We start from the raw sequence: 25,744 nt of genomic DNA, 5'->3' as shown, positions 1-25,744 counted from the left end.
GGACGTTAGACCGATCCGGCGCATCCAGAGAGGCCGGTGCGGTTCGCAGAAACGCGCCAGCCCGCTCGGCTCGCGGAGATGCAACCGGTGCGTCGCGAACGAAGGAGATCGCGAAGCGCCGGCGTGAACAATGTCGAACCGGGATGTCGCAGGTCGCCATGAATCCGCTCGTTGCCAAGCTGCGCACCTTCGTCGATCTGCCCCCGGAGGACGAGGCCTTTCTCGAAACCGTCTGCCGGACGCGGCGCGCGGTCGCCGCCGGCGAGACCATCATCCGCCAGACCGACGATCCCGACCGCGTCACGCTCGGCTTCAATGGATTCCTCGCGCGCTACAAGACCCTCCCCGACGGCCGGACCCAGATCGTCGGCTACATGGTGCCCGGCGACTTCTCCGACCTGCACGCCTTCACGCCGAAATCGCTCGACGACGATGTGAAGGCGATCGACGACGGCGTCGTCGTCGACCTCGACCGGCGTCGTCTGGCCTCCCTGTTCGAGAGGCCGGCCGTGGCCGAAGGACTCTTTTTCAGCAGCCAGATCGACGAGGCGACGGCACGGGAGTGGATCCTGAATGTCGGGCGCCGCTCTCCCCACGAGCGCGTCGCCCATCTCCTGTGCGAACTGTTCCTGCGCCTGCGCATCGCCGGACGGGCCGAGGAGGACGCCTGTCCCCTACCGATGACCCCCGCCGATCTCGCGGAGACGACGGGCCTTTCCGTCGTTCAGGTCGTGCGCGCGCTCAGCGAGTTCGAGACGGATCGGATCATCCGCCTCGAAGCCGGGCGCCTCACCATCTTCGATCCGGTGCGGCTGCGCTCCACGGCCGGCTTTTCGGCACGCTACCTCCAGATCGACGACGATTGGGGTCGCCGTCACCCCGGTCCGTCCGACAACCCGGATGCGTCGCTCGGTCGCTAGCGCGCGTAACCTTGTCGATCGTCGAACCCCATCTCGTTGCGGGCGGCAGTCTCATCGGTCAAGGCAGCGATCCCGTCAGGTCGCGCTCGCCCGGTCGCGAGGATGGCCGCCGGATCCGGGCCCTCGGAAAAGCCGGGTCAGCCGAAGACCTTCCGTTTCAGTTTCTTGGCGATCCAGTCCTGAGCGTGATCGAGGTCGTCGAAAACCTTGTCCGGCGGATAGGGCAGATGATCGAAGGTCGCCTCCAGATTCCATTTGCCGGCATATCGTTCGCCATGGACCCGCGGCTCCAGACGAACGACGATGGCCACCAGATGCTGCCCGCTGAAGATCAGCATGCCGTCCTCGTCGGTGCTGGTTGTCGCGACTTTGATGGGCTGCAGCCTGAGCATTCCCTGATCCTGAGACTCGAAAGCGATTCGCCTACCTTAAGATAGGCTCCCGCGCCGCGGGAGGAGGGCCGTCCTGCCGAATCTTCAGAACGTCCGGTTCCGTGCGTCGCGCCTGTCGCCCCTTGCCGCATCGGATCTTCGATCCACGTTGACCGCATTGAAACCGGGAGATCGATCCATGCGCTCGTTCGAGCTCGTGACGCGGGCTGCGTTCGGCATTGCCAGTCTCGTCCTCATGCTGCTCGCCTGCGGACTGATCGTCTACGGCGTCTCGGATGTGTGGCGCAGCTACCGCGCTCCGGATCTCGATGTCGGCGTCGCGCTTCTCGGCGCCGTCGGCTACACGGTCATCGCGATCGCGGTCTTCGACGTCGGGAAGTACCTCCTGGAGGAGGAAGCGATCCGCGGCCGCGAGATGCGCCATGCCGGCGAGGCGAGGCGCAGCCTCACGAAATTCGTCTCCACCATCGTCATCGCCGTCCTTCTCGAGGCGGTCGTCACCGTCTTCCAGGCGGGGAAGATGGAGATTCCCCTCATGCTCTACCCGACCTTCCTGCTCCTGGTCGGCGTTCTCCTTCTCGTCGGCCTCGGCGTCTACCAGCGCCTCAGCGTCAGCGCCGAAGGCGATGTGGATCCGAAGGAGGAGACCGAGAGCAATGGTTGAGCGAACGGTTGCCTAGCGCCGTCGGCGTTCCGAGCAACGGACGACGGCGGCCCATCCGCCAAGGACCTGGGGCCGGCTCCCCTGGTCGAGCCGTGCCCCGCGGGGCCGTCCGCCGGGGTGGGGAGGGCGACGCCCGCCGCTCCGGGATGGACGGCTGATGGCCGGAAAGGCGAAGGACCACCGACCGGCCTTCGACCGAACCACCGGATCGAAATCGGCGAAGGCCCGCGCCCTGTCGCGGTGAACGTGAAACGCGTCCCGGTCGGCGGTGGCGCGTTCGGCGCACGAGGGTCGGACGTCCTGCCCGTCCTCGTCCCGCGTCGAAGACATCATCGCCGCGCCGGCGGTTCCGGTTGTTTCATGTGCGCGACGGGCGTGGGACGCCTTGGCGAAGAAGGTGGTCCGGCAGAAAGTCTCCGTCACGGCATTCGGCTGGCGATGGGTGCGTTTCTTTGCAGCAAAGAGTCCTCGCGGCGACCGCGTGAGGCACGTTTCGATCGCTCACCACGGCAGGTTGGATGCGGGCGGCGCTGTCGAACTGCGAGCGTCCCTTCGCTCTCCGGGACCCGCATTGCGCATTACAGGAGGCCGAGCATGGCTCGGCCTCCTGCTTCATCAGGTCATCGTCTTCCTCGAGGCCACGTTGCGGGTTCGTCGGACGCCCTTAGAACTGGTCCCAACCGTCCGGGCTTGCCGCAGCCGGAACGGCGGCTCCGCCGTTTCCGGTGTGCTTCATCTGCGCGACAGGGGTGGCGCCTCGAGAGGCAGCGCGTTTCGGCGGCACCGCGGTCTGAGAACGTGATGCCGGTCGGGCCGATGCGGCGCGCGCTGACGAAGAGCCGACGGTGGTCGTCCTGAAGCGTTCCATCATGTCGGCGAGTTGATCCGTCTCGGTCACAAGGCTCTGCGCGGCGGCCGTGGTTTCTTCCACCATCGCCGCGTTCTGCTGGGTGACCTTGTCCATCTGGTCGGCCGCGACGGCGACCTCCTTCAGGCTGATGGCCTGTTCCTGTGCAGAACTCGCGATCTCAATGATGGTGCAAGACATCTCACCCACCTTGGACACGATCTCCTCCAAGGCCCGGCCCGAGGCGGTCACCAGTTCGACGCCCCGTTCGACCTGGGTCGAGGACGTCGATATGAGGCTCTTGATCTCCTTGGCCGCTTCCGCCGACCGCTGAGCGAGGCCTCGCACCTCCTGCGCGACGACGGCAAACCCGCGTCCGGCCTCGCCCGCACGGGCGGCCTCCACGCCGGCGTTGAGCGCGAGGAGATTGGTCTGGAAGGCGATCTCGTCGATCACCCCGATGATCTTGCCGATCGCATCGGAGGACGTCTCGATCTGGTTCATCGCCTCCACGGCTTGGCCCACGATGGCGCCGCCTTTCTCGGCCGTCGAAAGCGCCGCGGTGGCGGAGCCTCGGGCTACGCCAGCCTTGTCGGCCGTGCCGCCGACGGCGCGCAGGACTTCGCTGAGAGCCGCAACCGTTTCTTCCAGACTGGCGGCCTGCTGTTCCGTCCGCTGGGACAGGTCGCCGGCCGCGACGGTGATCTGGTTGAGGCCGATGCGCATCGAGCCGACGGCGCTGACGACGGAGCCGATGGTTCCTTCGAGGGCGGCCACGCTATCGTTGAACTTCGACCGGATCGGCTCGAATTCGGGTGCTACCTTCTGGTTCATGCGTACCGTCAGATCGCCCGCCGAAAGGCCATCGAAGCCTGCTTCGACGGCGTGGGCGAAGATTTTGAGGTCTTCGGCCTTGGCATTGTCGATCGCCGACTGCCGGTCGCGCTGCGCGGCGGTGGCCGTACGGGCTGCCTCGGCTTCTTGCTCCAGGCGGTTGTTTTCCTTTGCCGCGTTCTTGAACACCTGCACGGTCTTGGCCATCTGCCCGACCTCGTCACTCCGCTCCTGCCCGTCCACCTCGATGTCGAGCCGTCCGCCGGCCAGTTGCTCCATGGCGCCGCGCAGACGATTCAACGGACCCGTGATCGTCCGGCCGGAGATCAGGATCGCCCCGATGAGGGCGAGAAGCCCGGCCACGGCCGTGCCTGCGAGGATCGCGGTCGAAAAGGTCATGGCGGTTGCCGTGAGCGCATGAGTCCGGGCCGCTACTCTTGCGATGATCCCGTCGTTCAGTTTTGCAATGGTTTTCGCGAACGCAAGAATCATCGGGTCGGCCTGCGCCATCAGCGATTTCGCGCGTTCGTTATCGTTCGCAATGCCAGCCGCAGTGGCCTGTTCGGCGATCACGCCGATAGCGGTCAAATCCTTCGATAGGTCATCGATCGCCGGCGCATCGCCGGGAAGCAGATCCTTGGCGGACTTGATGAGGTCCAGCCCGCCGCTAAGAGCGGAGGCGGCAACCTCCTTGCCGTCGCGAGCCTCTTGCGATGCGCCATCATAGGCGATGGTGCGATAGGCCGCATAGCCAAGCTGGTTCGCGTTGCGCCCGGCCCGGGCCAAGAAAAGCGTCGCCTGACTCTCGTGATCGATCAGGTCCGAGTACTCCGTGTCCGAACTCATGATGATGCGGGAGGAGAGGAATGCGACAGCCATGCCGACCATGCTGACTGCAACAACGAGGAAGGCAATCTTTCCTCCGATTTTCAGGTTGGCGAATGACGGCATGGGCGTTCTCCCTCGTAAGTCTAAATGAAATTGATTTTACGAGGAAAAACTTATCGAAATAACGTGTAAAATAACCTAACGACATCAGCCAAACGATGTGTCGAGAAACTGAGAAAATACTGCTTACCCCATTATCATGGGATCGGGCTTTCCTTTATTTCAGAAGGTTTGCTGATCAATCGACGTATGGGGCTGCGCGGATCATCTAGAGGCTACAGGAACGGCGAGCACGGCGATGGCTTGGCCGACGACGCGTGAGCCTCGGGTGCGGCGCGCAGGGCTCTCCGCGAACAGTCTCAACCTGCGATGACGTCGATGATACGCCATCCCCATTGGTCCGGAACACCGAGAGCTTCCATCGCGGCGGCGAGGGCCGACGGGCTGCGCAGTGCAGTGTCGCGGGCGGCCATAACCCTGTCCCGGGGCGTAACGGTGCCCGCGAGCCGGATTGCCCGACATGGGGCTTCCGCTGCCGTCAGGCGGCCGATCGAAATCCAGATCGGAGAGCCCGAAGGTTTCGCGGTGGATGTTCGGGACCCGCAGTTGCAACCGATCGCCGAAGGGGCGCCGGGAACGGTGCGGAGAAGATCCATCTTTGCTGCAGGGCGGGGTACGTCAGCCGTCTGGGCGGTCCGTTCGTCAACGATCCCAACGGGTCAATCTGGCGGAGAGAGCGGGATTCGAACCCGCGTTACGCTTTCACGTAAACACACTTTCCAGGCGTGCGCCTTCAACCACTCGGCCACCTCTCCGTCGCAACGCTCCGGCAGGCCGGAGGATGCACAACCGGTGCGCCGCAGGAGGGCGCTTCGATTGGGTTGGCGTGACCTATCACCGGAGGGCCGTCGACTTCAACCCCGAAACCGCCGGTGCGGCGCGATCCTGTCGAGAGGGCGCAAGTTCGCCCGCGGGCTGCGTCCGGGCGGCGCGTCGCGATGGGTGCGGATCTCGTCGCTGCGGTCTCGATGGGACGACAGCCTCGATGGGCCGATCGCTCCGACGGAGTGGTGTTCGGGACGGGAGGGGGGCGGGACGACGGAAGGGTGGAGAGGTCGGCGGGCGACGTCGCTTCGGCGTCCACCGAACAAATCCGTTGCGGCATTGCATCGAGCCCGGCGCCGTTCCATCTAGGACGGGCGCAAGGGGGCGGGCGCAGGTGATTGTTCAGGCAGGGAAGGAGCCGCGGGTGATCCGGTTTTTCGTGAATGCGATCGGCATCCTGCTCCTGGCTCTCGCGCTCGTCTTCGCCGTCGGCGACATCGCGCGCTCGCTCGCGCAGGATGCGGTGCGGATCACGGAGCTCGGCGATGCCATGGGCTCGATCGGCGTGTCCCTCGCGCCGGCGGGAGAGGTTTCGACGCCGACGGCCGATCTCCTGTCGCTGGTCTCGTCCTGGCCGGCCGCCCCCGTTCTGGGAGCGGCGGCCTTCCTGGTTTTCCTCGTCGGCCAACCGCGCGAAGGCCGCCGCGACCGCGCTCTGCGCTGACGCCGCTCGTCGGGCCAACAAGGCAGGATCGATGTTTCTCCTCGACATGTTTTCCAAGAAGATGAAGCTTCCCGCGCCGGAGGAGGCGCTGCCCGGCCGGGCCGAGCCGCTGAAGACCGCGAACATCCACTTCGTCAGCGGCCATCCCATCCACCCGCCCTTTCCCGAGGGTCTGGAGACGGCGCTCTTCGGGCTCGGCTGCTTCTGGGGCGCCGAGCGCATCTTCTGGAGGACGGACGGCGTCTACGCCACGGCGGTGGGTTTTGCCGGGGGCATCACGCCGAACCCGACCTATCACGAGGTCTGCACGGGTCAGACGGGTCACAACGAGGTCGTGCGCGTCGTCTTCGATCCGCTCGTCGTCTCCTATGGGGCGCTGCTGAAGGCGTTCTTCGAAGGGCACAACCCGACCCAGGGCATGCGCCAGGGCAACGACATGGGCACCCAGTATCGATCGGGCATCTACGTCACTTCCGCCCGGCAGCGCGCGGAGGCCGAGGCCGCCAGGGCCGCCTATCAGGCCGCGCTGGCGAAGGCGGGCCATCGCGGCGAGATCACGACCGAGATCCTGGACGCGCCGATCTTCTACGCCGCCGAGGAATCGCACCAGCAATATCTCGCCAAGAATCCGAGAGGCTACTGCGGCCTCGGCGGCACGGGCATCGCTTGTCCGGTCGGGATCGAACCGGTCGTCTGATCCTGCTCCGCGCCGTCGAGCCGTGCGCCGAATTTTGATGCAAGGTCTGCCGGGCCGTGCCAGTCTCCCGATGGATGCGGCCAGGCTTTCCGACGAGAGGGCCGGCCGACGGGCGCGGCCTTTTCGCCGCACGATTTAAATACGGAGCCGACCTTCATGCGAGCAATCTGGACCGGACTTCTCGGCGCGACGGCGCTGTGCGCGACGGGACTTCTCGGCACGGCGGGAGCCGCCGAGATCAGCCCGGCCGTCGTCTACGACGTCGGCGGCAAGTTCGACAAATCCTTCAACCAGGCCGCCTACGACGGCGCGGAGGCCTACAAGGCCAAGACCGGCACCGCCTACCGCGATTTCGAGGTGCAGCAGGACGCCCAGCGAGAGCAGGCGCTCCGCCGCTTCGCGCGTGACGGCGCCTCGCCGATCGTCGCCATCGGCTTCAGCCAGGCGGCCGCGCTCGAAACGGTCGCCAAGGAGTTTCCGGACACGAAGTTCGCCATCGTCGATTCGGTGGTGGACCTGCCGAACGTGCGCTCGATCCTCTTCTCGGAGGAGCAGGGCTCCTATCTCGTCGGCGTTCTCGCCGCGATGAAGTCCGGGAGCGGCAAGGTTGGCTTCGTCGGCGGCATGGACATTCCGCTGATCCGCAATTTCGCCTGCGGCTACAAGGGGGGCGTCAAGTCGGTGAAGGCGGACGCCACCGTCATCGAGAACATGACGGGCACCACGGGCGCGGCCTGGAACGATCCGGTGCGCGGCGGCGAACTCGCCAAGTCCCAGCTCGACCAGGGCGCGGACGTCGTCTTCCATGCCGCCGGGGGCACCGGCATCGGGGTGCTCCAGGCGGTGGCGGACGCCGGCAAGTTCGGCATCGGCGTCGATTCCAATCAGAACGGCCTCCATCCCGGCCACGTCCTGACCTCGATGGTGAAGCGCGTCGACACGGCCGTGGCGACGGCCTTCGACGATGCCGCGACCGACAAGTGGACCGCCGGCACCCAGGTGCTCGGTCTGGCCGAAGACGGCGTCGGCTATGCCATGGACGACGCCAATGCGAGCCTCGTCACGGCCGAGATGAAGGCGGCGGCCGAAAAGGCCAAGGCCGACATCATCGCGGGGACGGTGAAGGTCCACAACTACAATTCCGACAGCGCCTGCCCCTATTGATCCAGGCTTTCCCGATCGGGTTCCCGGCGCCGCGTCCCGAACGCGATGCCGGGATGTCCGGATCGGGGCGCCGGGTGACGGGTGCGTGGGGCGCCGATCAATAATGCGGCGGTCGGGTGACTTCGGGCCGCGGCTCCATCGTCTCGACACGCTCCTCCATGCCGCGCACGGCCGCCTGCAGCCGGTCGATCGCCAGGCCCTGGCGGCGGATCTCGTCGGAGAGGTCCTCGATCACGCGCCCCTGGTGAGCGAGCAGCATCTGAAGTTCGGCGATCTCGGCTTCGGCGTTCATGATCCTGTCCTCGTGCGCAAGGATCCGCGGCGCAGGGGTCGTCGCGGATCGTCGATGCCGGGCGAAGACCACGAAAGACCGGACCTGTCGAGGCCCCGGCACTGTTCGAGACGGTCTCCGCTGCCCTCTTTGCCGCCAGGCCCGCCGGCTTCCCTTCTCGCGTTCAACTTCTTAAAGTCCCGGGCAGGAACGGCAGGGTGGAGCGTTGATGGCGGCGATCGAGCTGATCGGGATTTCGAAGAGCTTCGGCAGCGTGGCCGCCAACCGCGATATTCATCTGCGCGTGGAAAAGGGCACGATCCACGGCATCGTCGGCGAGAACGGCGCGGGGAAGTCGACCCTCATGTCGATCATCTACGGCTTCTATCAGGCCGATGAAGGCGAGATCCGCGTCGACGAACGGCCGGTCGCCATTCGCGGCACGGGCGAGGCGATCGCCGCCGGGATCGGCATGGTCCACCAGCACTTCATGTTGATCGACAACTTCACGGTCGTCGAGAACGTCATGCTCGGGGCCGAAAAGTCCGCCTTCCTGTCGTCCGGCATCGCACGCGTGCGCGGCGAACTGAAGCGCCTGTCGCGCGAGCACGGGCTCGACGTCGATCCCGACGCGATCGTCGGCGAGCTTCCCGTCGGTCTGCAGCAGCGCGTCGAGATCTTGAAGAGCCTCTACCGCGGCGCCGACATCCTGATCCTCGACGAGCCGACGGGTGTCCTCACGCCCGCCGAGGCCGACCATCTCTTCGCCGTGCTCCGGCAACTCCGGGCGGAAGGCAAGACGATCATCCTCATCACCCACAAGCTGCGCGAGATCCTCGCCGTCACCGACAGCGTCTCCGTCATGCGGCGCGGGGAGATGGTGGCGACGCGGGAGACGGCCAAGACGAACTCCGCCGAACTTGCCGAACTGATGGTCGGCCGGCGCGTGCTTCTCTCCGTCGACAAGACACCGGCCGTCCCGGCCGAAACACGCTTGTCCGTCCGCGGCCTCACCGTTCGCGACGGACGCGGCGTCGCCATGGCGAAGGACGTCTCGCTCGACATCCGCGCCGGGGAGATCGTCGGCATCGCGGGCGTCGCGGGCAACGGACAGTCCGAGCTTCTCGAAGCGATCGCGGGCCTCAGACCCGCCGAGCGCGGCACGATCGAACTCTGCGGCGAACGGCTCGATCCCAGCCGGGAGGGCGATCCCGCAGCGCTTCGCGCGCGAGGTCTCGCCCATGTGCCCGAGGACCGCCATTCCATGGGTCTCGTCCTCTCCTTCGAGGAGAACGAGAACGCCGTCCTCGGCTATCATCGCGAAAAGGGGTTCGCGAAGGGACTGTTTCTCGACCGCGACGCCATGCGGCGCGACGCCCGGGAGAAGATCGAGGCCTACGACATCCGCCCGCCGGACTGCCGGCTGAAGACCGCGAACTTCTCCGGCGGCAACCAGCAGAAGATCGTGCTCGCGCGGGAGATGGAGCGCAGGCCGAAGGTGCTTCTGATCGGCCAGCCAACGCGCGGCGTCGATGTCGGCGCGATCGAGTTCATCCACCGCCGCATCGTGGACATGCGCGATGCCGGCTGCGCCATCCTTCTCGTCTCCGTCGAACTCGACGAGATCCGCGCCCTGTCCGACCGGATCCTCGTCATGTTCGACGGCGAGATCGTCGGGGAGCGCGCCGCCGGAGCCGACGAAGGCGATCTCGGCCTGCTCATGGCGGGCGCCGGCGAAGCGCAGGCCGCGGCATGAAGGACGCGCGCATCAGCCTCGTGACCCTCGGCGTCGCCGATCTCGAACGGTCCGCCGCCTTCTACGAGGCGCTCGGCTGGGAGCGAACGTCGGCCGGCAACGAGAGCGTGGTCTTCCTGCAAGGGGCGGGGCTGGTGCTCTCGCTCTTCGGTCTGGCCGATCTCGCGGCGGATGCGGGCCTCGCGCCGGAGCCGCTGCCGCGGTTCCGCGGCCTGTCGCTCGCGGTCAACCTCGGCGACGATGCCGCGATCGATCGGCTCTTCGAGGCCGCCGTCGCGGCGGGCGCCCATCCGGTGAAGCCGCCGCAGAGGGCTTTCTGGGGCGGCTATTCCGGCTATTTCGCCGATCCCGACGGCCATCTCTGGGAACTCGCCCACAATCCCTTCTTCCCGATGGACGAGCGCGGCCATCTCGATCTCGTCTCGCCCGGATCCACGGGCCCGGAGGCTGCCGTTTGAGCCGTCCCTACGCCAAGCTCCCCGCGATCGTAGACTACGGTCTGATCCCGATCCTCAACGTCGCGGTCGCCTTCCTCGTCGCCGGGCTCGTCGTCCTCATCGTCGGCGAAAGCCCGCTGGAGGCGGCGCGGCTGATGCTGCGCGGCGCCTTCGGCTACGGCGAGGGCATCGGCTTCACGCTCTACTACACGACGAACTTCATCCTGACGGGCCTCGCCGTCGCCGTCGCTTTCCATGCCGGCCTCTTCAACATCGGCGGGGAGGGACAGGCCTATATCGGCGGCCTCGGCGTCGCCCTGGTCTGCCTCGGCCTCGGAAGCCTCTTGCCCTGGTGGCTGACGCTTCCCATCGCCGCGCTCGGCGGGTTCGTCTTCGGCGCGACCTTTGCCTTCGTGCCCGCGATCCTCCAGGCCAGGCGCGGCAGCCACATCGTGATCACCACGATCATGTTCAACTTCATCGCCGCCAGCATCATGGTCTATCTCCTGGTCGGCCCCCTGAAGCCGATGGGATCGATGCAGCCGGAAACGCGGACCTTCGAGGCCGGCGCGCAACTGCCCAAGCTGAAGGGCCTGTTCGAGAGCTTCGGCGCCAATCTCGGCGGCGCGCCGCTGAACGTCACCTTCTTCGTCGCGCTCGCGGCGGCCTTCGCGGTCTGGGTCCTCATCTGGCGCACGCGCCTCGGCTACGAGATCCGCACGCTCGGGGCCTCGCCGAAAGCCGCGCTCTACGCCGGCATGAACCGCACCCGCCTCGTCGTGATCGCCATGTCGATCTCCGGCGGCCTCGCCGGCCTGATGGCGCTGAACCCGGTCATGGGCGACCAGTACCGGCTGCAGATCGACTTTCCCGCGGGCGCCGGCTTCGTCGGCATCGCGGTCGCGCTCATGGGGCGCGGCCATCCCGCCGGCATCCTGCCGGCCGCGCTGCTCTTCGGCGTCCTCTACCAGGGCGGCGCGGAACTCGCCTTCGACATGCCCGCCATCTCGCGCGACATGATCGTCATCATCCAGGGCCTCGTGATCCTCTTCGCCGGCGCGTTGGAGAACATGCTGCGCCCGATGATCGGTGCGGGCTGGCGGCGGATCGCCCTTAGGTCCACGCGCTCGACGCCCGTCGCGGAGATCCGCTGATGGACGCGGCCTTTCTCGTCAACACGCTGGACTCCACGCTCCGCCTGTCGACGCCCCTGATCCTTGCAGCGCTGGCCGGGCTCTATTCCGAGCGCGCCGGGGTCTTCGACATCTCGCTGGAAGGCAAGATGCTGATGGCGGCCTTCTTCTCGGCCGTCCTCGCCTCGCTGTCGGGTTCGGCGCTCGTCGGCCTTCTCGGCGGCATCCTTGCGGCGGTGGTCTTTTCGCTGATCCACGGCCTCGCCTCGATCACCTATCGCGGCAACCAGATCGTCTCCGGCGTCGCGCTGAACTTCGTGGCGGCCGGACTCACCGTTCTCCTCGGTCAGAGCTGGTATGGTCAGGGCGGGCGCACGCCGGCCCTCGTCGGCCCCGAGCGTTTCGGCGAGGTCACGCTACCTTTCGCGACCGAGCTTCGGGGCGTGCCGGTGCTCGGACCCCTCTATTCCGGCATCCTGTCCGGGCAGAACGTCCTCGTCTACGTCGCCTTCGCTCTGGTGCCGATCACCTGGTGGGTGCTCTTTCGCACGCGCTTCGGCCTGCGCCTGCGGGCCGTCGGCGAGAACCCTGCCGCGGTCGACACCGCGGGCATCTCCGTCGCCTGGCTGCGCTATAGCGCCGTGATCGTCTGCGGCGTCCTCACCGGAATCGCCGGCACCTATCTGGCGCTCGCGCAAGGGGCCGGCTTCAACCGCGACATGACGGCGGGCAAGGGCTACATCGCACTCGCAGCCCTCATCTTCGCCAAGTGGAAGCCGCTGCCGGTGCTGGGCGCCTGCCTCCTCTTCGGCCTGCTCGACGCGGTCGCGATCCGCATCCAGGGCGTCAGCCTTCCCCTTGTCGGGGAGGTCTCCGTCCAGTTCGTGCAGGCGCTGCCCTATGTCCTGACGGTGGTGCTTCTTGCCGGCTTCGTCGGCAAGGCGATCCCGCCGAAAGCCGGCGGCGTCCCCTACGTGAAAGAAAGATGAGAATGGCCGACGATCTCTTCGCGCTCGCCCGATCCGCGATGCGCAAGGCCCATGCGCCCTATTCGCAGTTTCCCGTCGGCGCCGCGATCCGCACGATGGACGGGCGGCTCTTCGCCGGCTGCAATGTCGAGGTGGTAAGCTTTCCCGAGGGCTGGTGCGCGGAGGCGACCGCGATCGGCCACATGGTGATGGACGGCGGCGGGCGGATTGCCGAGATCGCCGTCGTCGCGCCGAAGAAGGCGCGCTGCACGCCCTGCGGCGGTTGCCGGCAGCGCATCGCCGAGTTCGCGAGCGCCGATGCCCGCGTCCACCTCTGCGACGAGACCGGCGTCGTCGAGACGCTGCGGCTCGACGCGCTCTTCCCGCGCGGCTTCGAATCCGAAGAGGTTGGCGGAGCCGCGGCATGACCGCCGGCGCCCCGTCCGGCCCCGCCCCGGAGCCCGTCGACGTCGAGGCGCTGCGTGCCCGCCTCGGCGGCCGTTCGCCCCGCATCGCGCTCGTTCTCGGCTCCGGCCTCGGCGCGCTCGCCGCCTCGATCGAGGACGCGATCCGAATTCCCTATGCCGAGATCCCGAACTTCCCGCAAAGCGCCGTCACCGGTCATTCCGGCGAGCTCGTCGCCGGGCGGCTTTCCGGCGTCGAGGTGATCGCCCTGTCCGGCCGCGTCCACTATTACGAGACCGGCGATTCCGCCGCGATGCGCCCGGCGCTGGAGGCGCTGAAGGGGCTCGGCATCCGCGTCCTCGTGCTGACCAACGCCGCGGGTTCGCTGAAGCCGGAGCTTCGTCCCGGCGACGTCATGCTGATCGAGGACCACATCGCCTTTTCCGGCCGCAATCCCCTGATCGGCGAGCCTTCCGACGCACGGTTCACCGGCATGACGGCCGCCTATGACGAGGACCTTCGCGCCGCCATGCTGGCGGCGGCGGAGACGGAGGACGTGAAGCTCCGGTCCGGGGTCTACATGTGGTTCTCGGGACCCTCCTTCGAAACGCCGGCGGAGGTCCGCGTGGCGCGGCTCCTCGGCGCCGACGCCGTCGGCATGTCGACCGTTCCCGAGACGATCCTCGCGAGGTTCCTCGGGCTGAAGGTCGTCGCCGCCTCCGTCGTCACCAATTACGGGGCCGGCATGACCGGCGCCGAACTCAGCCACGAAGAGACCAAGGCCGTCGCCCCCACCGGCGGCGCGACGCTCGCCCGGATCCTGAAGAGCGCCCTTCCGGCGTTCCGCGCCTGATGCGGCTGCCGCAGGAGATCATTCGCGCCAAGCGCGACGGGAACGCGCTCGCGCCCGGGGAAATCGCCGCCTTCGTCGCGGGCGTGACCGATGGGCGCGTTTCCGAGGGCCAGATCGCCGCGCTCGCCATGGCGGTCTTCTTCCAGGGCATGGCGCCTGAGGAAACCGTGGCGCTGACGCTCGCGATGCGCGATTCCGGTGACGTGCTCGACTGGTCGGGTTTCGATCGCCCGATCCTCGACAAGCATTCCACCGGCGGCATCGGCGACAACGTCTCCCTGATGCTCGCACCCATCGTGGCGGCCTGCGGCGGCGCCGTGCCGATGATCTCCGGTCGGGGCCTCGGCCATACCGGGGGCACGCTCGACAAGCTCGAAGCCATTCCCGGCTACCGCGTCGCGCCGGACATCGCAGCGTTTCGAAGGGTGATCGCGGAGGTCGGTTGCGCCATCATCGGGCCGACCGGTCGTCTGGCCCCCGCCGACGGGCGCTTCTACGCCGTCCGGGACGTCACAGCGACGGTGGAATCGATCCCCCTCATCACGGCGTCCATTCTCTCCAAGAAGCTCGCCTCCGGCCTCGACGGCCTCGTTCTCGACGTGAAGACGGGCTCGGGCGCCTTCATGGCGAAGCGCGGGGACGCCGAGGCGCTGGCGCGGAGCATGGTGGAGGTCGCCAAGGGAGCGGGCCTTCCCGCCGTCGCCCTTCTCACCGACATGGACGAGGCGCTGGCGAGCGCGGCCGGCAACGCCGTCGAGGTGGCGAACGCGATCCGGTTCCTGCGCGGCGACCAGCGCGATCTTCGTCTCCTCGATGTGACGCTGGCCCTGGCGGCGGACATGCTGGTTCAGGGAGCGCTCGCCGACGATCCGGCGAGCGGCCGGGCCATGGCCGAAAGCGTGCTGCGGGATGGCTCGGCCGCCGAGACCTTCGGGCGGATGGTGGCGAGCCTCGGTGGTCCCCGCGATATGATCGAGCGGTGGGAGGGCCATCTTCCCAAGGCCGGCATCACGCTGCCCGCCGTCCCGGCATCGGCCGGCTTCGTTCGAACCGTCGATGCCCGGCGGCTCGGCCTTGCCGTCCTGTCTCTCGGCGGTGGCCGGACACGCCCGGAGGATGCCGTCGATTCCGCCGTCGGTCTGACCGGTCTGAAGGCGATCGGCGATCGCGTAGAGCCGGGTGAACCGCTCTGTCTTGTCCATGCCCGCACGGCGGATGACGCGAGAGCGGCCGCCGCCGCGGTCGCCGCGGCCTACACGATCGGCGACGCGCCTCCGATGCCGCGGACGACGATCCTGTCGCGGATCGCGTGAGGCCTACTGGACGAGGTTCAACCTGTCGCCCTCGACGCCGAAGCGTTTGAGCTTCTTGAGAAAGCTCATGCCGAGCAGGGTCACCGGCAGAACGTCGCCGCGCGAGACGAGAACCTCGACGTCGCGCACCTCGACGCGGCCGATCTGGACGCGGTCGAGCATCGCCACCGCGACGCTCGTCTCGCCATTGGCGGTCTGTGCCTTGAAGCGGAAATCCGCCGGCTTCAGCGCGATGCCGAGGCGGCGGGCGATGTCTTCGCTGATCGAGACATAGGTCGCGCCGGTGTCCACGAGCACCGGGATCGCCCGGCCGTTCAGCTTGGCATCCGTCCGGAAGTGCCCGTCCGACTGCGCCGCCAACTGGGTGACGCGCCCGGAATAGTTGACCGTCGGAGCCGTCGTCGCGGCCTGGGTGACGGTCGCGGGCGAAACGATCTCTTCGCGTCCCGCCTCCGCCGCCATCTCCGCCTGATAGCGCTGGAAGACGGACGGGAAGGCGTAGCCGAGAATGGCGACGGCTCCGACGACCGCGAAGAGACCCTTCGACATTCCGCACGTCCTTTGATCGGGGCGCCGTCCGGTCTCGCCGGAGCAGCCTGCCGGACGAAGGTCCGGCGATCGAGGGAGCCTTGCAGGCGCGGGCTTGAAAAAGCCTGAACGGCGGCCGCCCATCGCCGCCCTTGGTGAACGTCCGCTTGCGGGACGCGCGGATGCGAACGAGCCCGCGAATGGACCCGTGCCGCCGGTCTTACTTGGTTCCGTACATCCGGTCGCCCGCGTCGCCGAGGCCGGGCACGATGTAGCCCTTGTCGTTGAGGTGGCTGTCGATCGAAGCGGTGAAGACGGGGATGTCGGGATGGGCGCCGCGAAAGCGTTCGAGGCCTTCCGGCGAGGCGAGCAGGCAGAGGAAGCGGATGTTCCGCGCGCCTCTCGCCTTCAGCATGTCCATGGCCGAGATCACGGAATTGCCGGTGGCCAGCATCGGATCGACCACGATCACGAGGCGGTTCTCCAGATCCTCCGGCGCCTTGAAATAATACTCGACCGCCTGCAGCGTCTCGTGGTCCCGGTAGAGGCCGATATGGGCGACGCGGGCCGCCGGCACGAGATCGAGCATGCCCTCCAGGAGACCGTTCCCGGCCCGCAGGATCGAGGCGAAGACGAGCTTCTTGCCCTCCAGGATCGGGGCGTCCATAGCGGTGATCGGGGTTTCGATCCGCATGGTGGTGAGGTCGAGATTGCGCGTGACCTCGTAGCAGAGCAGCGTGGAGATCTCGCGCAGCAGCCGGCGAAAGCTCGCCGTGGAGGTCTCCTTGTTGCGCATCAGCGTGAGCTTGTGCTGAACGAGGGGATGATTGACGACGGTTACTCCGTCCATTCAGAAGCCTTTCGGTTCGCGTCTGACCGCAACTCTAGCGGGGCCTGTCGCGAGCGCCAAGCAAGCCTGAGCAAGTTCCGTCGAAATCCCCGCCGATCCGAACGGCCCGGGACGGGCTGCGGTCAAAGGAAGCTTCGGCCGTGGCGGCCGGCGGCGAGGCCGAGATGGGCCGCGACGCTTTCTCCGATATCTGCGAAGGTCGGCCTCTGCCCGATGTCGCGCGGCGCGATACCGGGTCCGAAGCCGAGAACGGGGACGATTTCGCGCGTGTGATCGGTGCCGGGATAGCTCGGGTCGCAGCCGTGATCGGCGGTGACGACCGCAAAATCCCCCGGCCGGAGCGCGGCTTCGAGCTCCGGCAGTCGCCGGTCGAAGGCTTCGAGCGCCGCCGCGTAGCCCGCGACATCCCGGCGATGGCCGTAGAGACTGTCGAAATCGATGAAGTTCGCGAAGACGAGATCGCCGTCCCCGGTGTCGCGGAGGGCGCCCAGCATGGCGTCGAAGAGCGCCATGTTGCCGTCGCCCTTGCGAACCTCCGAGACGCCGCGATGGGCGAAGATGTCGCCGATCTTGCCGATGGCGACGACCCGTCGTCCGGCGTCGAGGGCACGATCGAGCAAGGTGTCTTCGGGCGGCGGGACCGCGTAGTCCCGGCGGTTCGCCGTCCGCCGGAAACTGGTAGCATCCGTGCCGGTGAAGGGTCGCGCGATCACGCGCCCGATGTTCAGCGGATCGACATGGCGGCGGGCGGCGAGGCAGAGGGCCTCGAGCCGTTCGAGCCCGAAGGCCTCTTCGTGGGCGGCGATCTGAAGGACGCTGTCGACGGAGGTGTAGAAGATCGGCCGTCCCGACGCGACGCTCTCTTCGCCGAGTTCGGCGATGATCTCGGTGCCGGAGGCATGGCGGTCTCCGAGAATGCCGGGAATGCCGGTCTCGTCGACGATCTGTGCGATCAGCTCGGGCGGAAAGGCGGGCACCGTCTTGGGAAAGTAGCCCCAGTCGAAGAGAACGGGAACACCGGCGATCTCCCAGTGTCCGGACGGGGTGTCCTTGCCGCGCGAGATCTCGCGGGCCGAGCCGTGGAGCCCGGCCGGCTCCGGCGATGTCAGGCCCGCGGCGCGGTGAAGGCCCAGCCTCTCCAGGTTCGGCAGGAGGAGGGGGCCTTGGCGCAGGCCCGGCCGGTCAGCCTCGCCGCGATCGGCTGCCATGCGGATGTGGCCGAACGTATCGGAACCGAGATCGCCGAAATCCGCCGCGTCGGGAGAAGCCCCGATGCCGAAGGAATCCATGACGATGAGGACGGCGCGACCCAAGCTCTGGCTCCGATGGACTTCGACGAACCGCTGATAGCCCTCGCTCGCATCGAGTGCAAACGGTGCCGCTCTTCCAAAGGGCGAGCTGGGGTCTTCCCGCTCCGGTGACCGCGTGGTGGTCCCTAGGTCGCCGCCGTCAGCAGCTCGGGCACTTCACTTCGGATCCGACGCGCGGATTGAGATAGCTGACGCTCCCGATGTCGCGCGGGGCCATGATGGCCGTGCCGGCGATCGGGACGTAACTGTAGCGGGTCCGCACGACGAGAATCTTCCGGCTGCGTTCCTTTGCGAAAGCTGCCGGAAGAAGATAGGTCGAGCCCTTCGCGAGGGCCTGGCTGTTGGCGCTCGCATAGGACCAGTCGACCTTCTGCTTGCCGTTTTCATCGATCGCCACCGACGTCGCCGTGATCCCCAAAGGCCCCACGTCGTAGGGCGTGACGATCGCCCGTGCGACGTTGAAGATCCCCTCGAAATCGGCTTTCTCGAGCTGCGACGACTGGGTCACGAGATCGTTGATCGTGCTGGACGCGTGCTCGACCTTGCGGCTGAGGGTCAGGAACATCGAAAGCTCCGATCCCCCGAGATAGAGGAGGATCAGGAGGGGTGCGACCAGCGCGAACTCGACGGCGCCGACCCCGTCCTGGTCCCGCGCGAAGAGGCGCAGACGGCGTCGAGCGGCCGACGCAGGGCGCATCAGAACGGCTCCGTGCGGAAGGCGGCGACGGAGTAGAGAAGCTGGGTGCCGTCGCCGGACGTCGCGAGGTATTTGCGCATCAGATCCGTATAGATCGGCCAGTTGTAATAGACGCGGAGCGCCGAAATCGTCTCGCCGCCGGCCATGTGCACCCCGAAACCGCTGGAATCGACCGAACCGCTCGGGGAGGGGGCGGGGATCGAGGCGAAATTGGCATAGACGGAGAGATCGATCTTCAGCTTCGGGCAGCTGAGCAGGAAGCTGACCTTGTCGCAGATCGCCTGTTTGAACTGCGCTTCCGTCATCCCCGCCTTCTGCGCCTCGCCCGTTCGAACCGTTCGTGCGACCTGATCGACCGCCTGATCGAGGGTCAGTTCGGCGAGGAAGACCAGCCCCGTCTCCAGGATGGCGAAGATGATCGTGAAGAAGGGGAGGGCAAGCAGCGCGAACTCGATCGCCGCCACACCCTGGCGATCACGGCGGAACCGCGGAAAGAGGCGGAAGCGCTTCTGCCGCGAAGGGGTCGGCGAAGCTCCCTCGCCGGGAACCGGGGCGGCAAGCTCGCGATGGGCCTCGGGATCGAAATGGGTCATGATCGCGATCATAAGGCGAAATGACTTCGGCGATGTTGACGGTCTCGGTTAACGAAGGGTTCGTTGCGCGCTATTGCGCGGCGCCGATGGCCATGGACTGACGCGCCTTGAACTGTTCGGCCGACGCCGTGAAATTCTGGCCGTCGTCGCCGATCGTCACCGTCGGCTCGCATTCCGGCGAGCAGGCATAGGTCACGCGCTGCGCCTGCCGGAACACGCGGACCGTACCGGCCTCGTTGCTGGTGACGATGACCTGCTCGTCGATGATCGGCTTGCCGTCTCCATCCAGCACGACGAGGTTGGTGACGCCGTAGGAGCGTCCGGTGAGAACCAGCGTCTCGGCGTCGTGCACGGTCACGTCCACGATCGCGGGATTGCCGATGATGACGGTTTCCGCGGCGCGGTCGATCTTCACGACTCGCGCCTGATCGGTCGCGACCTTCAGCATGGTGTCGATGTCGGCGGCGTTCGCGAGCGCCGTCGCGGCGAGGGCGAAGCCGAGCGCCAGTCCGGCGATGCGCTGCGAGCCGAGCATGAGCAATCCGATGGAAGGAGGAACATCTGCCAGCACAGGTTAGGAGGGCTTGGTGAACGAACGCTTAAGGCTCGGCTCCGCAGCGACGGCGGATCGGTTCGCCCGTCGTCTCCCGCCCCGCCACCGGCCTCGATCGGTCCTTAACGCGGCGCTGACTCTCCCGGCGCTGTTTCGACGTTAAGGTTGAATTGATGGTGTTTCTTAAACCCGCGGAAATACGGAGGGCCTAGGGTTCTCCCATCCGATCGGTGGGAACAAGCCGACGGCAGCTCTCAACGCGGATCCTAAGGGAAACTGACCATGATCAAGCTCATCAACCGCTTCGCCAAGGATGAGTCCGGCGCCACCGCGATCGAATACGGCCTCATCGCCGGTCTCGTTTCCGTTGCGCTCATCACCGTCCTCGGCACGCTCAAGACCAACCTGGTCGGCACATTCACCAAGATTTCCGGCGCGCTTCCCCAGTAAGAGGCGTTCGGAGTGGAAGATGGCGACATCTTCCACTCCGCCTTGCCGAGGACGGAGTCGATGGACCGGACGTGTCGGGGCAGTCGCGATCGACCGTGAATGAGCCCGCGGCATCGCGGAACTCGCTGCAACGATGTCGGCACTGCTACGCCGGCGCAAAGGACGGGAACCATGCTCCACCTCCTCTCGCGTTTTGCCGATGATTCCAGTGGCGCGACCGCGATCGAATACGGTCTCATCGCCAGCATCGTGTCCGTCGCGCTCGTGTCGATCCTCGGAGCCTTGGGCGGCAATCTCGCAACCCTCTTCACCAAGATTTCGGACGCGCTGGCGACGGTTCAGTGACGGAACGCTGCGACGGGACGATGTGGCCCCGACGCAGGATTCCGGCGTTTTCCACCGCTGAGGCGGCCCTCGCGCATCCAGTCGGCCGGGGCCGGTTCGCGGATCGACAGCCCGGGAGAGCCGAAGCGCTCTTGCGACATCGCCTTGCCGAACGGAGCTCGACGTGACCCTTGCCCTCGTCCTGGTGATCTTCCCCATCTGCATGGCCTATGCGGCCTTCTCCGATCTCGTCTCGATGACGATCGAGAACCGCGTCTCCCTGCTCCTCGTCGCAGGCTATGTCTGCATCGGTGTCCTCGCCGGTTTCCCGATCGAGACGATGGCCGCTCACGCCGGCGTCGGGCTCGCCTGCCTCGTCCTGACCTTCGGCATGTTCGCGGCGGGATGGATGGGCGGGGGCGACGCCAAGCTGATGGCCGCGTCCGCGCTCTGGTTCGGTCCCACGCCGGACCTGATGGCCTATGCGGTGAATGCCTCGCTGCTCGGTGGCGGCCTGACGCTCGGCCTTCTGGCCGCCCGCAGCCAGATCCTGCCGGTGACCGGCATCGACTTCATCGACCATCTGCTCGACCACGAGACCGGCATTCCCTATGGAATCGCGCTCGGTGCGGCCGGCCTCGTGACGTTCAGCAGCGGAGGCTGGATGCGCATGGCGCTGGACCTGGCATCCTGAAGCTTGGCAAGCGGTAAAGACCCCGGGGATCGCGTAGGGTTTCGTTAACTATAAATTGAGGGTTCCTGCCCGATAAGCGTTTCGACGGCCAGCATGGTGTGGGTCCGCGAAGCCGAGGGTGAGGAAATGAAGATCGCGCGGATAGCGGTTCTTTGCGTCGCGCTGCTGGCCGCAGGCGGCGCCGGCCTCGTCGCCCTGACCTTGTCCGCTCCCGAACCGGTCGAGCCCATCATCATCACCGCCGAGCCCGCGGAGCCGCCGATCAAGCTGACGGAGGTCCTCGTCGCAGGCCGCGACATTCCCATGGGCGAGTCGGTCAACGACGCCCTCGCATGGCAGAAATGGCCCGAGGACGGCGTCAGTTCGACCTTCATCCAGAAGAATCACCGCGCCTCGGCCGTCGACGACCTCAAGGGGTCGATCGCGCGTCAGGCGTTCTTCGCCGGTGAGCCGATCCGCGAAGCCAAGCTCATCAAGACGGATCGCGGCTTCATGTCGGCGATCCTGCCGGCCGGCAAGCGGGCGGTCGCCGTCCAGATCTCGGCGGACACCTCGGCCGGCGGCTTCATCCTCCCGAACGACCATGTCGACGTCATCATGACGCGGCGCCGCGTCGCCACGACGAGCGGCGGCGAGGCCAGCACGGATTTCGACACGGAAACGGTCCTGACGAATCTGCGCGTTCTCGCCATCGATCAGACGATCGAGGAACAGAACGGCGCCAAGGTCGTCGTCGGCTCGACGGCGACGCTCGAAGTGGACGGCGCACAGGCCGAAGCCCTGACGGCGGCCCAGCAGATGGCCGAGCGCCTCGTTCTCTCGCTCCGTTCCCTCGCCGACAGCGTCCCCGGCTCCGACGGCTATGCCCAGTTCCTGCTCGAAGGCGACCGCCGTCCGGGCAAGATCCGCATCGTCCGCTATGGCCAGACGACCGACATCACTCCGAAGAAATGACGATGACGATGGTTGAGATCTCCGCCACGCCCCGCCGTTCCCACCGCCTGCGGTTTCATTCGTCCGGCCTGTCCGGCGCATCTGTGCTGTCCTGCCTCATCAGCGCCGCAGTCGCCGTCTCGCCGCTCGCGGCGGCGAAGGCCGAACCCGCCTTCGGCTCCGACATCGTCGCCGTCAGCCAGCCGCGCCAGGAGATCGCGCTCGGCCTCAACAAGTCGAAGGTGATCGACCTCCCGCGCGACGCGCACGACATCCTCGTCTCCAATCCGCGGGTCGCCGATGCCGTGACGCGGACGGCGCGCCGGATCTACATCTTCGGCAAGCAGGTCGGTCAGACCAACATCTTCGTCTTCGACTCCGCCGGCCGCGAGATCGCCGTTCTCGACCTGCGCATCGAGCGCGACGTCGCCGGTCTCGAATCGACCATCCGCAAATACGTGCCGGACGCCGAGGTCCGGGTCGAGATCCTCAACGACAACATCGTCCTCACCGGCTCGGTCCAGACCCCGCAGGACGCCTCGAAGGCCGTCCGCCTCGCCGAGATCTACCTCAAGGGCGGCGAGGCGACGACCGGCCAGTTCCTCCAGGTCGCCTCGGGCGCCGCCGGCGCGGGCGGCGGTGGCGACGTCGCCTTCGGCCAGGAGAACCGCCAGACGAGCCAGATCGTCAATCTTCTTCAGATCCAGGGCGAGGATCAGGTGACGCTGAAGGTCACCGTTGCCGAGGTCCAGCGTTCGGTCATCAAGCAACTGGGCTTCAACGGCGTGGGGTCGACATCGATCGACGGGATCGACATCGCGTCGGTGGGCGACAATCCCTTCGCCCTCGGCAAGGCGGCCAGTTCCTCAATGCTCTCGGCCGTGGGTGGCATCGGTTCGGGTTCGATCGCGGCACAGCTGAACGCGATGGAGCAGGCCGGCGTGATGAAGACGCTCGCCGAACCCAGTCTCACCGCGATCTCCGGCGAGCAGGCCAGTTTCCGGGTCGGCGGTGAGTTCACGCTGCCGACGGGGCAGGAATATGAAAGAGGGGAGGACGCGAAGTCGGAGTTCAAGGGCTTCGACGCGCAAGGCAATCCCGTTTTCGATACGACGCCGGCCAAACCGGCGACGCGCAAGATCGAGCGCGAGCGGATGGATTACGGCATCGGGCTCGATTTTACCCCCGTCGTCCTGTCGCCCGGTCGCATCAGCCTGAAACTTCGCACGGCGGTCTCCGAGCCGACCTTCGAATCGCCGTTCCACATCGCCGGCGGCGGCGATGGCGGCGTCGGCTCCGTGCAGATCCGCAAGCGTCTCGCCGACACCACCGTCGAGCTTCCCTCCGGCGGCTCCCTCGTCATCGCGGGACTCGTGCGCGACGAGACGCGCCAGGTCATGTCCGGCTATCCCGGTCTGTCGAAGATCCCCGTTCTCGGCACCCTGTTCCGCTCGCGCGACTTCCAGCACTACGAGACCGAACTCGTCATCATCGTGACGCCCTACCTCGTGCGCCCGGTCGCCCGTCAGGCTCTCGCGCGACCGGACGACGGCCTCAACTTCTCGTCCGACGGCGCGTCCAACTTCCTCGGTCGCATCAACCGCGTCTACGGCACGATGGAGACCAAACTTCCCCCCGGCCGCTACCACGGCATTGTCGGCTACATCTACAAATGACCGTGGCCCGAGGAGAGACTGACATGGTCCCGGCACCGATCGCGGCCCGCGCGCCGTTCACCCTCGCCCTTCTCGTCGGCGCCGCGCTGCTCGTCGGCTGCGCCGACCGCCATTCGATCGAGGTCGGCTCCATCCCGGACGACTACCGTTCCCGCCATCCGATCGTCGTGGCCGAATCCGAGAAGACGCTCGACATTCCGATCGTCTCCTCCGAAGTCCGCCTGCCGATCGCCTCCCGCGACCGCGTGGCCGACTTCGCGCGGCGCTTCAAGCGCTCGGGCTCGGCCGCCATCCGCGTGCTCCTGCCGAGCGGATCGGCCAATGCGCCCGCCGCCGAAAGCGCGTCCCAGGGAGTCCTCACCGCGTTGAAGCGCGAAGGGGTCGGATCCTCGCGCGTGCTCGTCCAGTCCTATGACGCGACGGGGCTGCAGGGACCCGCGCCGATCCGCCTCTCCTACGCCACGCTGACCGCCCAGACCGAACCCTGCGGCCGCTGGCCGGAGGATCTCGGTTCGACGCACGAGAACAAGAACTACTTCAACTTCGGCTGCGCCTCCCAGCAGAACCTCGCCGCGCAGATCGCTGATCCGCGCGACCTTCTGGGGCCGCGCGGCGAAGGCGAGATCGACGCGGAGCGTCGCACCGTCGTTCTCGACGACTACCGCCAGGGCCGTGTCACCGCCTCCGACCGGCCGCCCTCCGAAATCACTTACGATCCATGAAGGTCTCGGCGATGATCGACAGACATGCCGCCGCCTCGGGCAGCGACCATCCGGGCGAGGAGCTCGGAGAAAGCAGCGCGGCCATGGAGGCCGTGCGGCCCATCCCGCGCATCTCCATCCAGGCCTTCTGCGAAAGCGAGGCGGTCGCCCGCCAGATCGAGCGCGCTTCCGAGGATCGACGCATGGCCAAGGCCCATGTGCGCGTCCACATGGGCGGCATCCGCGCCGCCGTCGACCATTATTCCGGCGCGCCGACGCCCAACCTCGTCGTCCTCGAATCCCGCTTTCCCGCGCGCGAACTCCTCGCCGAGCTGGAAAGCCTCGCCGATGTCTGCGATCCCGGCTCCAAGGTCGTCATCATCGGTCATCACAACGACATCACCCTCTATCGCGAACTGATCCAGAGCGGCATTTCCGAGTATCTCGTCGCACCCATCGGCATGGCCGATCTCATGGCCGTCATCGGCCGGCTCTTCATGGCGCCGGATGCGGCGCCGCTGGGGCGCAGCCTCGCCTTCGTCGGCGCCAAGGGCGGCGTCGGCTCCTCGACCATCGCGCACAACGTCGCCTGGTCGATTTCCAAGCTGTTCGCCTCCGACGTCCTTCTCGCCGATCTCGATCTGCCCTTCGGAACGGCGAACATCAACTTCGATCAGGATCCCGCGCAAGGTATCGCGGAAGCCGTGTTCTCAGCCGACCGGCTGGACGACGTCTTCCTCGATCGTCTCCTGTCGAAATGCGCCGACCATCTCTCCTTGCTCGCCGCGCCCTCGATCCTCGACCGCACCTACGACTTCGCGGCCGATGCCTTCAGCGCGGTCATCGAGACCGCGCAGCGTTCGACGCCGATCGTCGCCCTCGACGTTCCCCATGTGTGGAACGACTGGACGCGCACGGTCCTTTCGCGGGCCGACGACATCGTCGTCACCGCGACGCCCGACCTCGCCAATCTGCGCAACGCCAAGAACCTCATCGACACCTTGAAGCGCGCGCGGCCGAACGACCGGCCGCCCCGCTTGGTCCTGAACCAGCTCGGCATGCCCAAGCGTCCCGAGATCAGCGCCGAGGAATTCGCCGATCCCCTGGAGATCCAGCCGATCGCCCTGATCGCCTTCGATCCCGGCACCTTCGGCGCGGCCGCCAACAACGGGCGGATGATCGCCGAGACCGACGCCAAGCACGCGAGCATCGAGGCCTTCCACCAGATCGCCTACACCCTGACGGGACGCGGCGAGCCTCGACGCCCCAAGAAGGCGACCTCGAGCCTCTTCGGCAAGTTCCGCCGCAAGTAACGCCCGGCGCCTGTAGTCGGCGGTGTCCGAC

General features: G+C 67.0%; 28 protein-coding genes and 1 tRNA gene. 19 read left to right on the top strand and 10 right to left on the bottom strand.

The genetic code is table 11. The annotated features are described in order from the left end of the window. Positions 1 to 158: 158 nt before the first annotated feature. Positions 159 to 920, top strand: a complete 762-nt coding sequence (locus ASG43_RS18720) for a Crp/Fnr family transcriptional regulator (protein WP_162244745.1) — start codon at positions 159 to 161, stop codon at positions 918 to 920. Positions 921 to 1,057: 137 nt separating this feature from the next. On the opposite strand, the gene ASG43_RS18715 is transcribed toward ASG43_RS18720, so the two are convergent. Beyond that, positions 1,058 to 1,312 (bottom strand): hypothetical protein, encoded by a 255-nt coding sequence (locus ASG43_RS18715; RefSeq protein WP_056508195.1) that lies wholly within the window; start codon positions 1,310 to 1,312, stop codon positions 1,058 to 1,060. 178 nt (positions 1,313 to 1,490) lie between these two features. Between ASG43_RS18715 and ASG43_RS18710 the strand changes: the two genes are divergently transcribed. Further along, positions 1,491 to 1,976 (top strand): hypothetical protein, encoded by a 486-nt coding sequence (locus ASG43_RS18710; protein ID WP_056508194.1) that lies wholly within the window; start codon positions 1,491 to 1,493, stop codon positions 1,974 to 1,976. A 664-nt stretch (positions 1,977 to 2,640) separates the two neighbouring features. On the opposite strand, the gene ASG43_RS18705 is transcribed toward ASG43_RS18710, so the two are convergent. Further along, positions 2,641 to 4,608: a HAMP domain-containing methyl-accepting chemotaxis protein gene (locus ASG43_RS18705; protein WP_244488160.1), complete on the bottom strand. Its 1,968-nt coding sequence runs from the start codon at positions 4,606 to 4,608 to the stop codon at positions 2,641 to 2,643. A 662-nt stretch (positions 4,609 to 5,270) separates the two neighbouring features. Further along, positions 5,271 to 5,360 (bottom strand) — tRNA-Ser (locus tag ASG43_RS18700). Positions 5,361 to 5,794: 434 nt separating this feature from the next. Between ASG43_RS18700 and ASG43_RS18695 the strand changes: the two genes are divergently transcribed. The 3 genes from ASG43_RS18695 (at position 5,795) to ASG43_RS18685 (ending at position 7,955) form a co-directional block, all read left to right on the top strand. Beyond that, complete coding sequence (locus tag ASG43_RS18695; RefSeq protein ID WP_056508192.1) at positions 5,795 to 6,094, top strand: hypothetical protein; 300 nt, start codon at positions 5,795 to 5,797, stop codon at positions 6,092 to 6,094. Between the two features lie 31 nt (positions 6,095 to 6,125). Beyond that, entirely contained in the window at positions 6,126 to 6,791 is a 666-nt protein-coding gene (msrA, locus tag ASG43_RS18690) for a peptide-methionine (S)-S-oxide reductase MsrA (protein WP_056508191.1), read from the top strand. 156 nt (positions 6,792 to 6,947) lie between these two features. Next, positions 6,948 to 7,955 carry a BMP family ABC transporter substrate-binding protein gene (locus ASG43_RS18685; protein ID WP_056508190.1) on the top strand — a complete coding sequence of 336 codons (1,008 nt, stop codon included), beginning with the start codon at positions 6,948 to 6,950 and terminating at the stop codon, positions 7,953 to 7,955. Positions 7,956 to 8,052: 97 nt separating this feature from the next. Here the strand turns inward: ASG43_RS18685 and ASG43_RS18680 are convergent, their stop codons facing one another. Further along, positions 8,053 to 8,247, bottom strand: coding sequence for a SlyX family protein (locus ASG43_RS18680; protein WP_156386779.1), 195 nt, complete (start codon positions 8,245 to 8,247; stop codon positions 8,053 to 8,055). Between the two features lie 208 nt (positions 8,248 to 8,455). On the opposite strand from ASG43_RS18680, the gene ASG43_RS18675 reads away from it, so the two are divergent. The 7 genes from ASG43_RS18675 to deoA are packed head-to-tail and all read left to right on the top strand — an operon-like array spanning position 8,456 to position 15,091. Further along, positions 8,456 to 9,982 (top strand): ABC transporter ATP-binding protein, encoded by a 1,527-nt coding sequence (locus ASG43_RS18675; RefSeq protein ID WP_056508188.1) that lies wholly within the window; start codon positions 8,456 to 8,458, stop codon positions 9,980 to 9,982. After that, entirely contained in the window at positions 9,979 to 10,440 is a 462-nt protein-coding gene (locus ASG43_RS18670; RefSeq protein WP_056508187.1) for a VOC family protein, read from the top strand. The genes ASG43_RS18675 and ASG43_RS18670 overlap by 4 nt, the downstream gene beginning before the upstream one ends. Continuing rightward, positions 10,437 to 11,573 carry an ABC transporter permease gene (locus ASG43_RS18665; RefSeq protein WP_056508186.1) on the top strand — a complete coding sequence of 379 codons (1,137 nt, stop codon included), beginning with the start codon at positions 10,437 to 10,439 and terminating at the stop codon, positions 11,571 to 11,573. Before ASG43_RS18670 ends, ASG43_RS18665 begins: the two co-directional genes overlap by 4 nt. Beyond that, complete coding sequence (locus ASG43_RS18660) at positions 11,573 to 12,541, top strand: ABC transporter permease (RefSeq protein WP_056508185.1); 969 nt, start codon at positions 11,573 to 11,575, stop codon at positions 12,539 to 12,541. Before ASG43_RS18665 ends, ASG43_RS18660 begins: the two co-directional genes overlap by 1 nt. Before the next feature lie 2 nt (positions 12,542 to 12,543). Further along, positions 12,544 to 12,948: a cytidine deaminase gene (locus ASG43_RS18655; protein ID WP_056508184.1), complete on the top strand. Its 405-nt coding sequence runs from the start codon at positions 12,544 to 12,546 to the stop codon at positions 12,946 to 12,948. Then, the gene (locus ASG43_RS18650; RefSeq protein WP_056508183.1) at positions 12,945 to 13,778 is read left to right on the top strand and encodes a purine-nucleoside phosphorylase; all 834 of its coding nucleotides are present in this window, start codon (positions 12,945 to 12,947) and stop codon (positions 13,776 to 13,778) included. Before ASG43_RS18655 ends, ASG43_RS18650 begins: the two co-directional genes overlap by 4 nt. Continuing rightward, a complete protein-coding gene (deoA, locus tag ASG43_RS18645) occupies positions 13,778 to 15,091 on the top strand; it encodes a thymidine phosphorylase (RefSeq protein WP_056508182.1) in 1,314 nt (437 codons plus the stop codon). The genes ASG43_RS18650 and deoA overlap by 1 nt, the downstream gene beginning before the upstream one ends. Before the next feature lie 3 nt (positions 15,092 to 15,094). Here the strand turns inward: deoA and ASG43_RS18640 are convergent, their stop codons facing one another. From ASG43_RS18640 to ASG43_RS18615, 6 genes are all read right to left on the bottom strand, one after another. After that, positions 15,095 to 15,640 (bottom strand): TIGR02281 family clan AA aspartic protease, encoded by a 546-nt coding sequence (locus ASG43_RS18640; RefSeq protein ID WP_056508181.1) that lies wholly within the window; start codon positions 15,638 to 15,640, stop codon positions 15,095 to 15,097. 199 nt (positions 15,641 to 15,839) lie between these two features. Then, entirely contained in the window at positions 15,840 to 16,469 is a 630-nt protein-coding gene (gene upp / locus ASG43_RS18635) for a uracil phosphoribosyltransferase (protein ID WP_056508180.1), read from the bottom strand. Positions 16,470 to 16,591: 122 nt separating this feature from the next. Next, complete coding sequence (locus ASG43_RS18630; protein WP_056508179.1) at positions 16,592 to 17,782, bottom strand: phosphopentomutase; 1,191 nt, start codon at positions 17,780 to 17,782, stop codon at positions 16,592 to 16,594. A 136-nt stretch (positions 17,783 to 17,918) separates the two neighbouring features. Beyond that, on the bottom strand, positions 17,919 to 18,476 hold the full coding sequence (locus ASG43_RS18625) for a TadE/TadG family type IV pilus assembly protein (protein WP_056508178.1): 558 nt from the start codon (positions 18,474 to 18,476) through the stop codon (positions 17,919 to 17,921). Further along, complete coding sequence (locus ASG43_RS18620) at positions 18,476 to 19,069, bottom strand: TadE/TadG family type IV pilus assembly protein (RefSeq protein ID WP_162244744.1); 594 nt, start codon at positions 19,067 to 19,069, stop codon at positions 18,476 to 18,478. Before ASG43_RS18620 ends, ASG43_RS18625 begins: the two co-directional genes overlap by 1 nt. A gap of 70 nt (positions 19,070 to 19,139) precedes the next feature. Further along, entirely contained in the window at positions 19,140 to 19,604 is a 465-nt protein-coding gene (locus ASG43_RS18615) for a pilus assembly protein N-terminal domain-containing protein (protein WP_056508176.1), read from the bottom strand. Between the two features lie 300 nt (positions 19,605 to 19,904). Here ASG43_RS18615 and ASG43_RS22355 point away from each other — a divergent pair, with 300 nt between their 5' ends. From ASG43_RS22355 to ASG43_RS18590, 7 genes are all read left to right on the top strand, one after another. Further along, positions 19,905 to 20,072 carry a Flp family type IVb pilin gene (locus tag ASG43_RS22355; protein ID WP_082491046.1) on the top strand — a complete coding sequence of 56 codons (168 nt, stop codon included), beginning with the start codon at positions 19,905 to 19,907 and terminating at the stop codon, positions 20,070 to 20,072. 171 nt (positions 20,073 to 20,243) lie between these two features. Continuing rightward, complete coding sequence (locus ASG43_RS22350) at positions 20,244 to 20,417, top strand: Flp family type IVb pilin (protein WP_082491045.1); 174 nt, start codon at positions 20,244 to 20,246, stop codon at positions 20,415 to 20,417. A gap of 163 nt (positions 20,418 to 20,580) precedes the next feature. Then, positions 20,581 to 21,090 (top strand): prepilin peptidase, encoded by a 510-nt coding sequence (locus tag ASG43_RS18610; RefSeq protein WP_056508175.1) that lies wholly within the window; start codon positions 20,581 to 20,583, stop codon positions 21,088 to 21,090. A 126-nt stretch (positions 21,091 to 21,216) separates the two neighbouring features. Then, positions 21,217 to 22,044 carry a Flp pilus assembly protein CpaB gene (gene cpaB, locus ASG43_RS18605; protein WP_056508418.1) on the top strand — a complete coding sequence of 276 codons (828 nt, stop codon included), beginning with the start codon at positions 21,217 to 21,219 and terminating at the stop codon, positions 22,042 to 22,044. Further along, a complete protein-coding gene (locus ASG43_RS18600; protein ID WP_082491044.1) occupies positions 22,041 to 23,699 on the top strand; it encodes a type II and III secretion system protein family protein in 1,659 nt (552 codons plus the stop codon). The genes cpaB and ASG43_RS18600 overlap by 4 nt, the downstream gene beginning before the upstream one ends. Positions 23,700 to 23,722: 23 nt before the next feature. Beyond that, positions 23,723 to 24,421 (top strand): CpaD family pilus assembly protein, encoded by a 699-nt coding sequence (locus ASG43_RS18595; RefSeq protein WP_056508174.1) that lies wholly within the window; start codon positions 23,723 to 23,725, stop codon positions 24,419 to 24,421. An 11-nt stretch (positions 24,422 to 24,432) separates the two neighbouring features. Next, positions 24,433 to 25,713, top strand: a complete 1,281-nt coding sequence (locus ASG43_RS18590) for a CpaE family protein (RefSeq protein ID WP_056508414.1) — start codon at positions 24,433 to 24,435, stop codon at positions 25,711 to 25,713. Positions 25,714 to 25,744 lie beyond the last annotated feature (31 nt).

The organism is Aureimonas sp. Leaf454 (assembly GCF_001424685.1).
Classification (GTDB): domain Bacteria; phylum Pseudomonadota; class Alphaproteobacteria; order Rhizobiales; family Rhizobiaceae; genus Plantimonas.
This window is presented reverse-complemented; position numbering and strand designations above follow the sequence as displayed.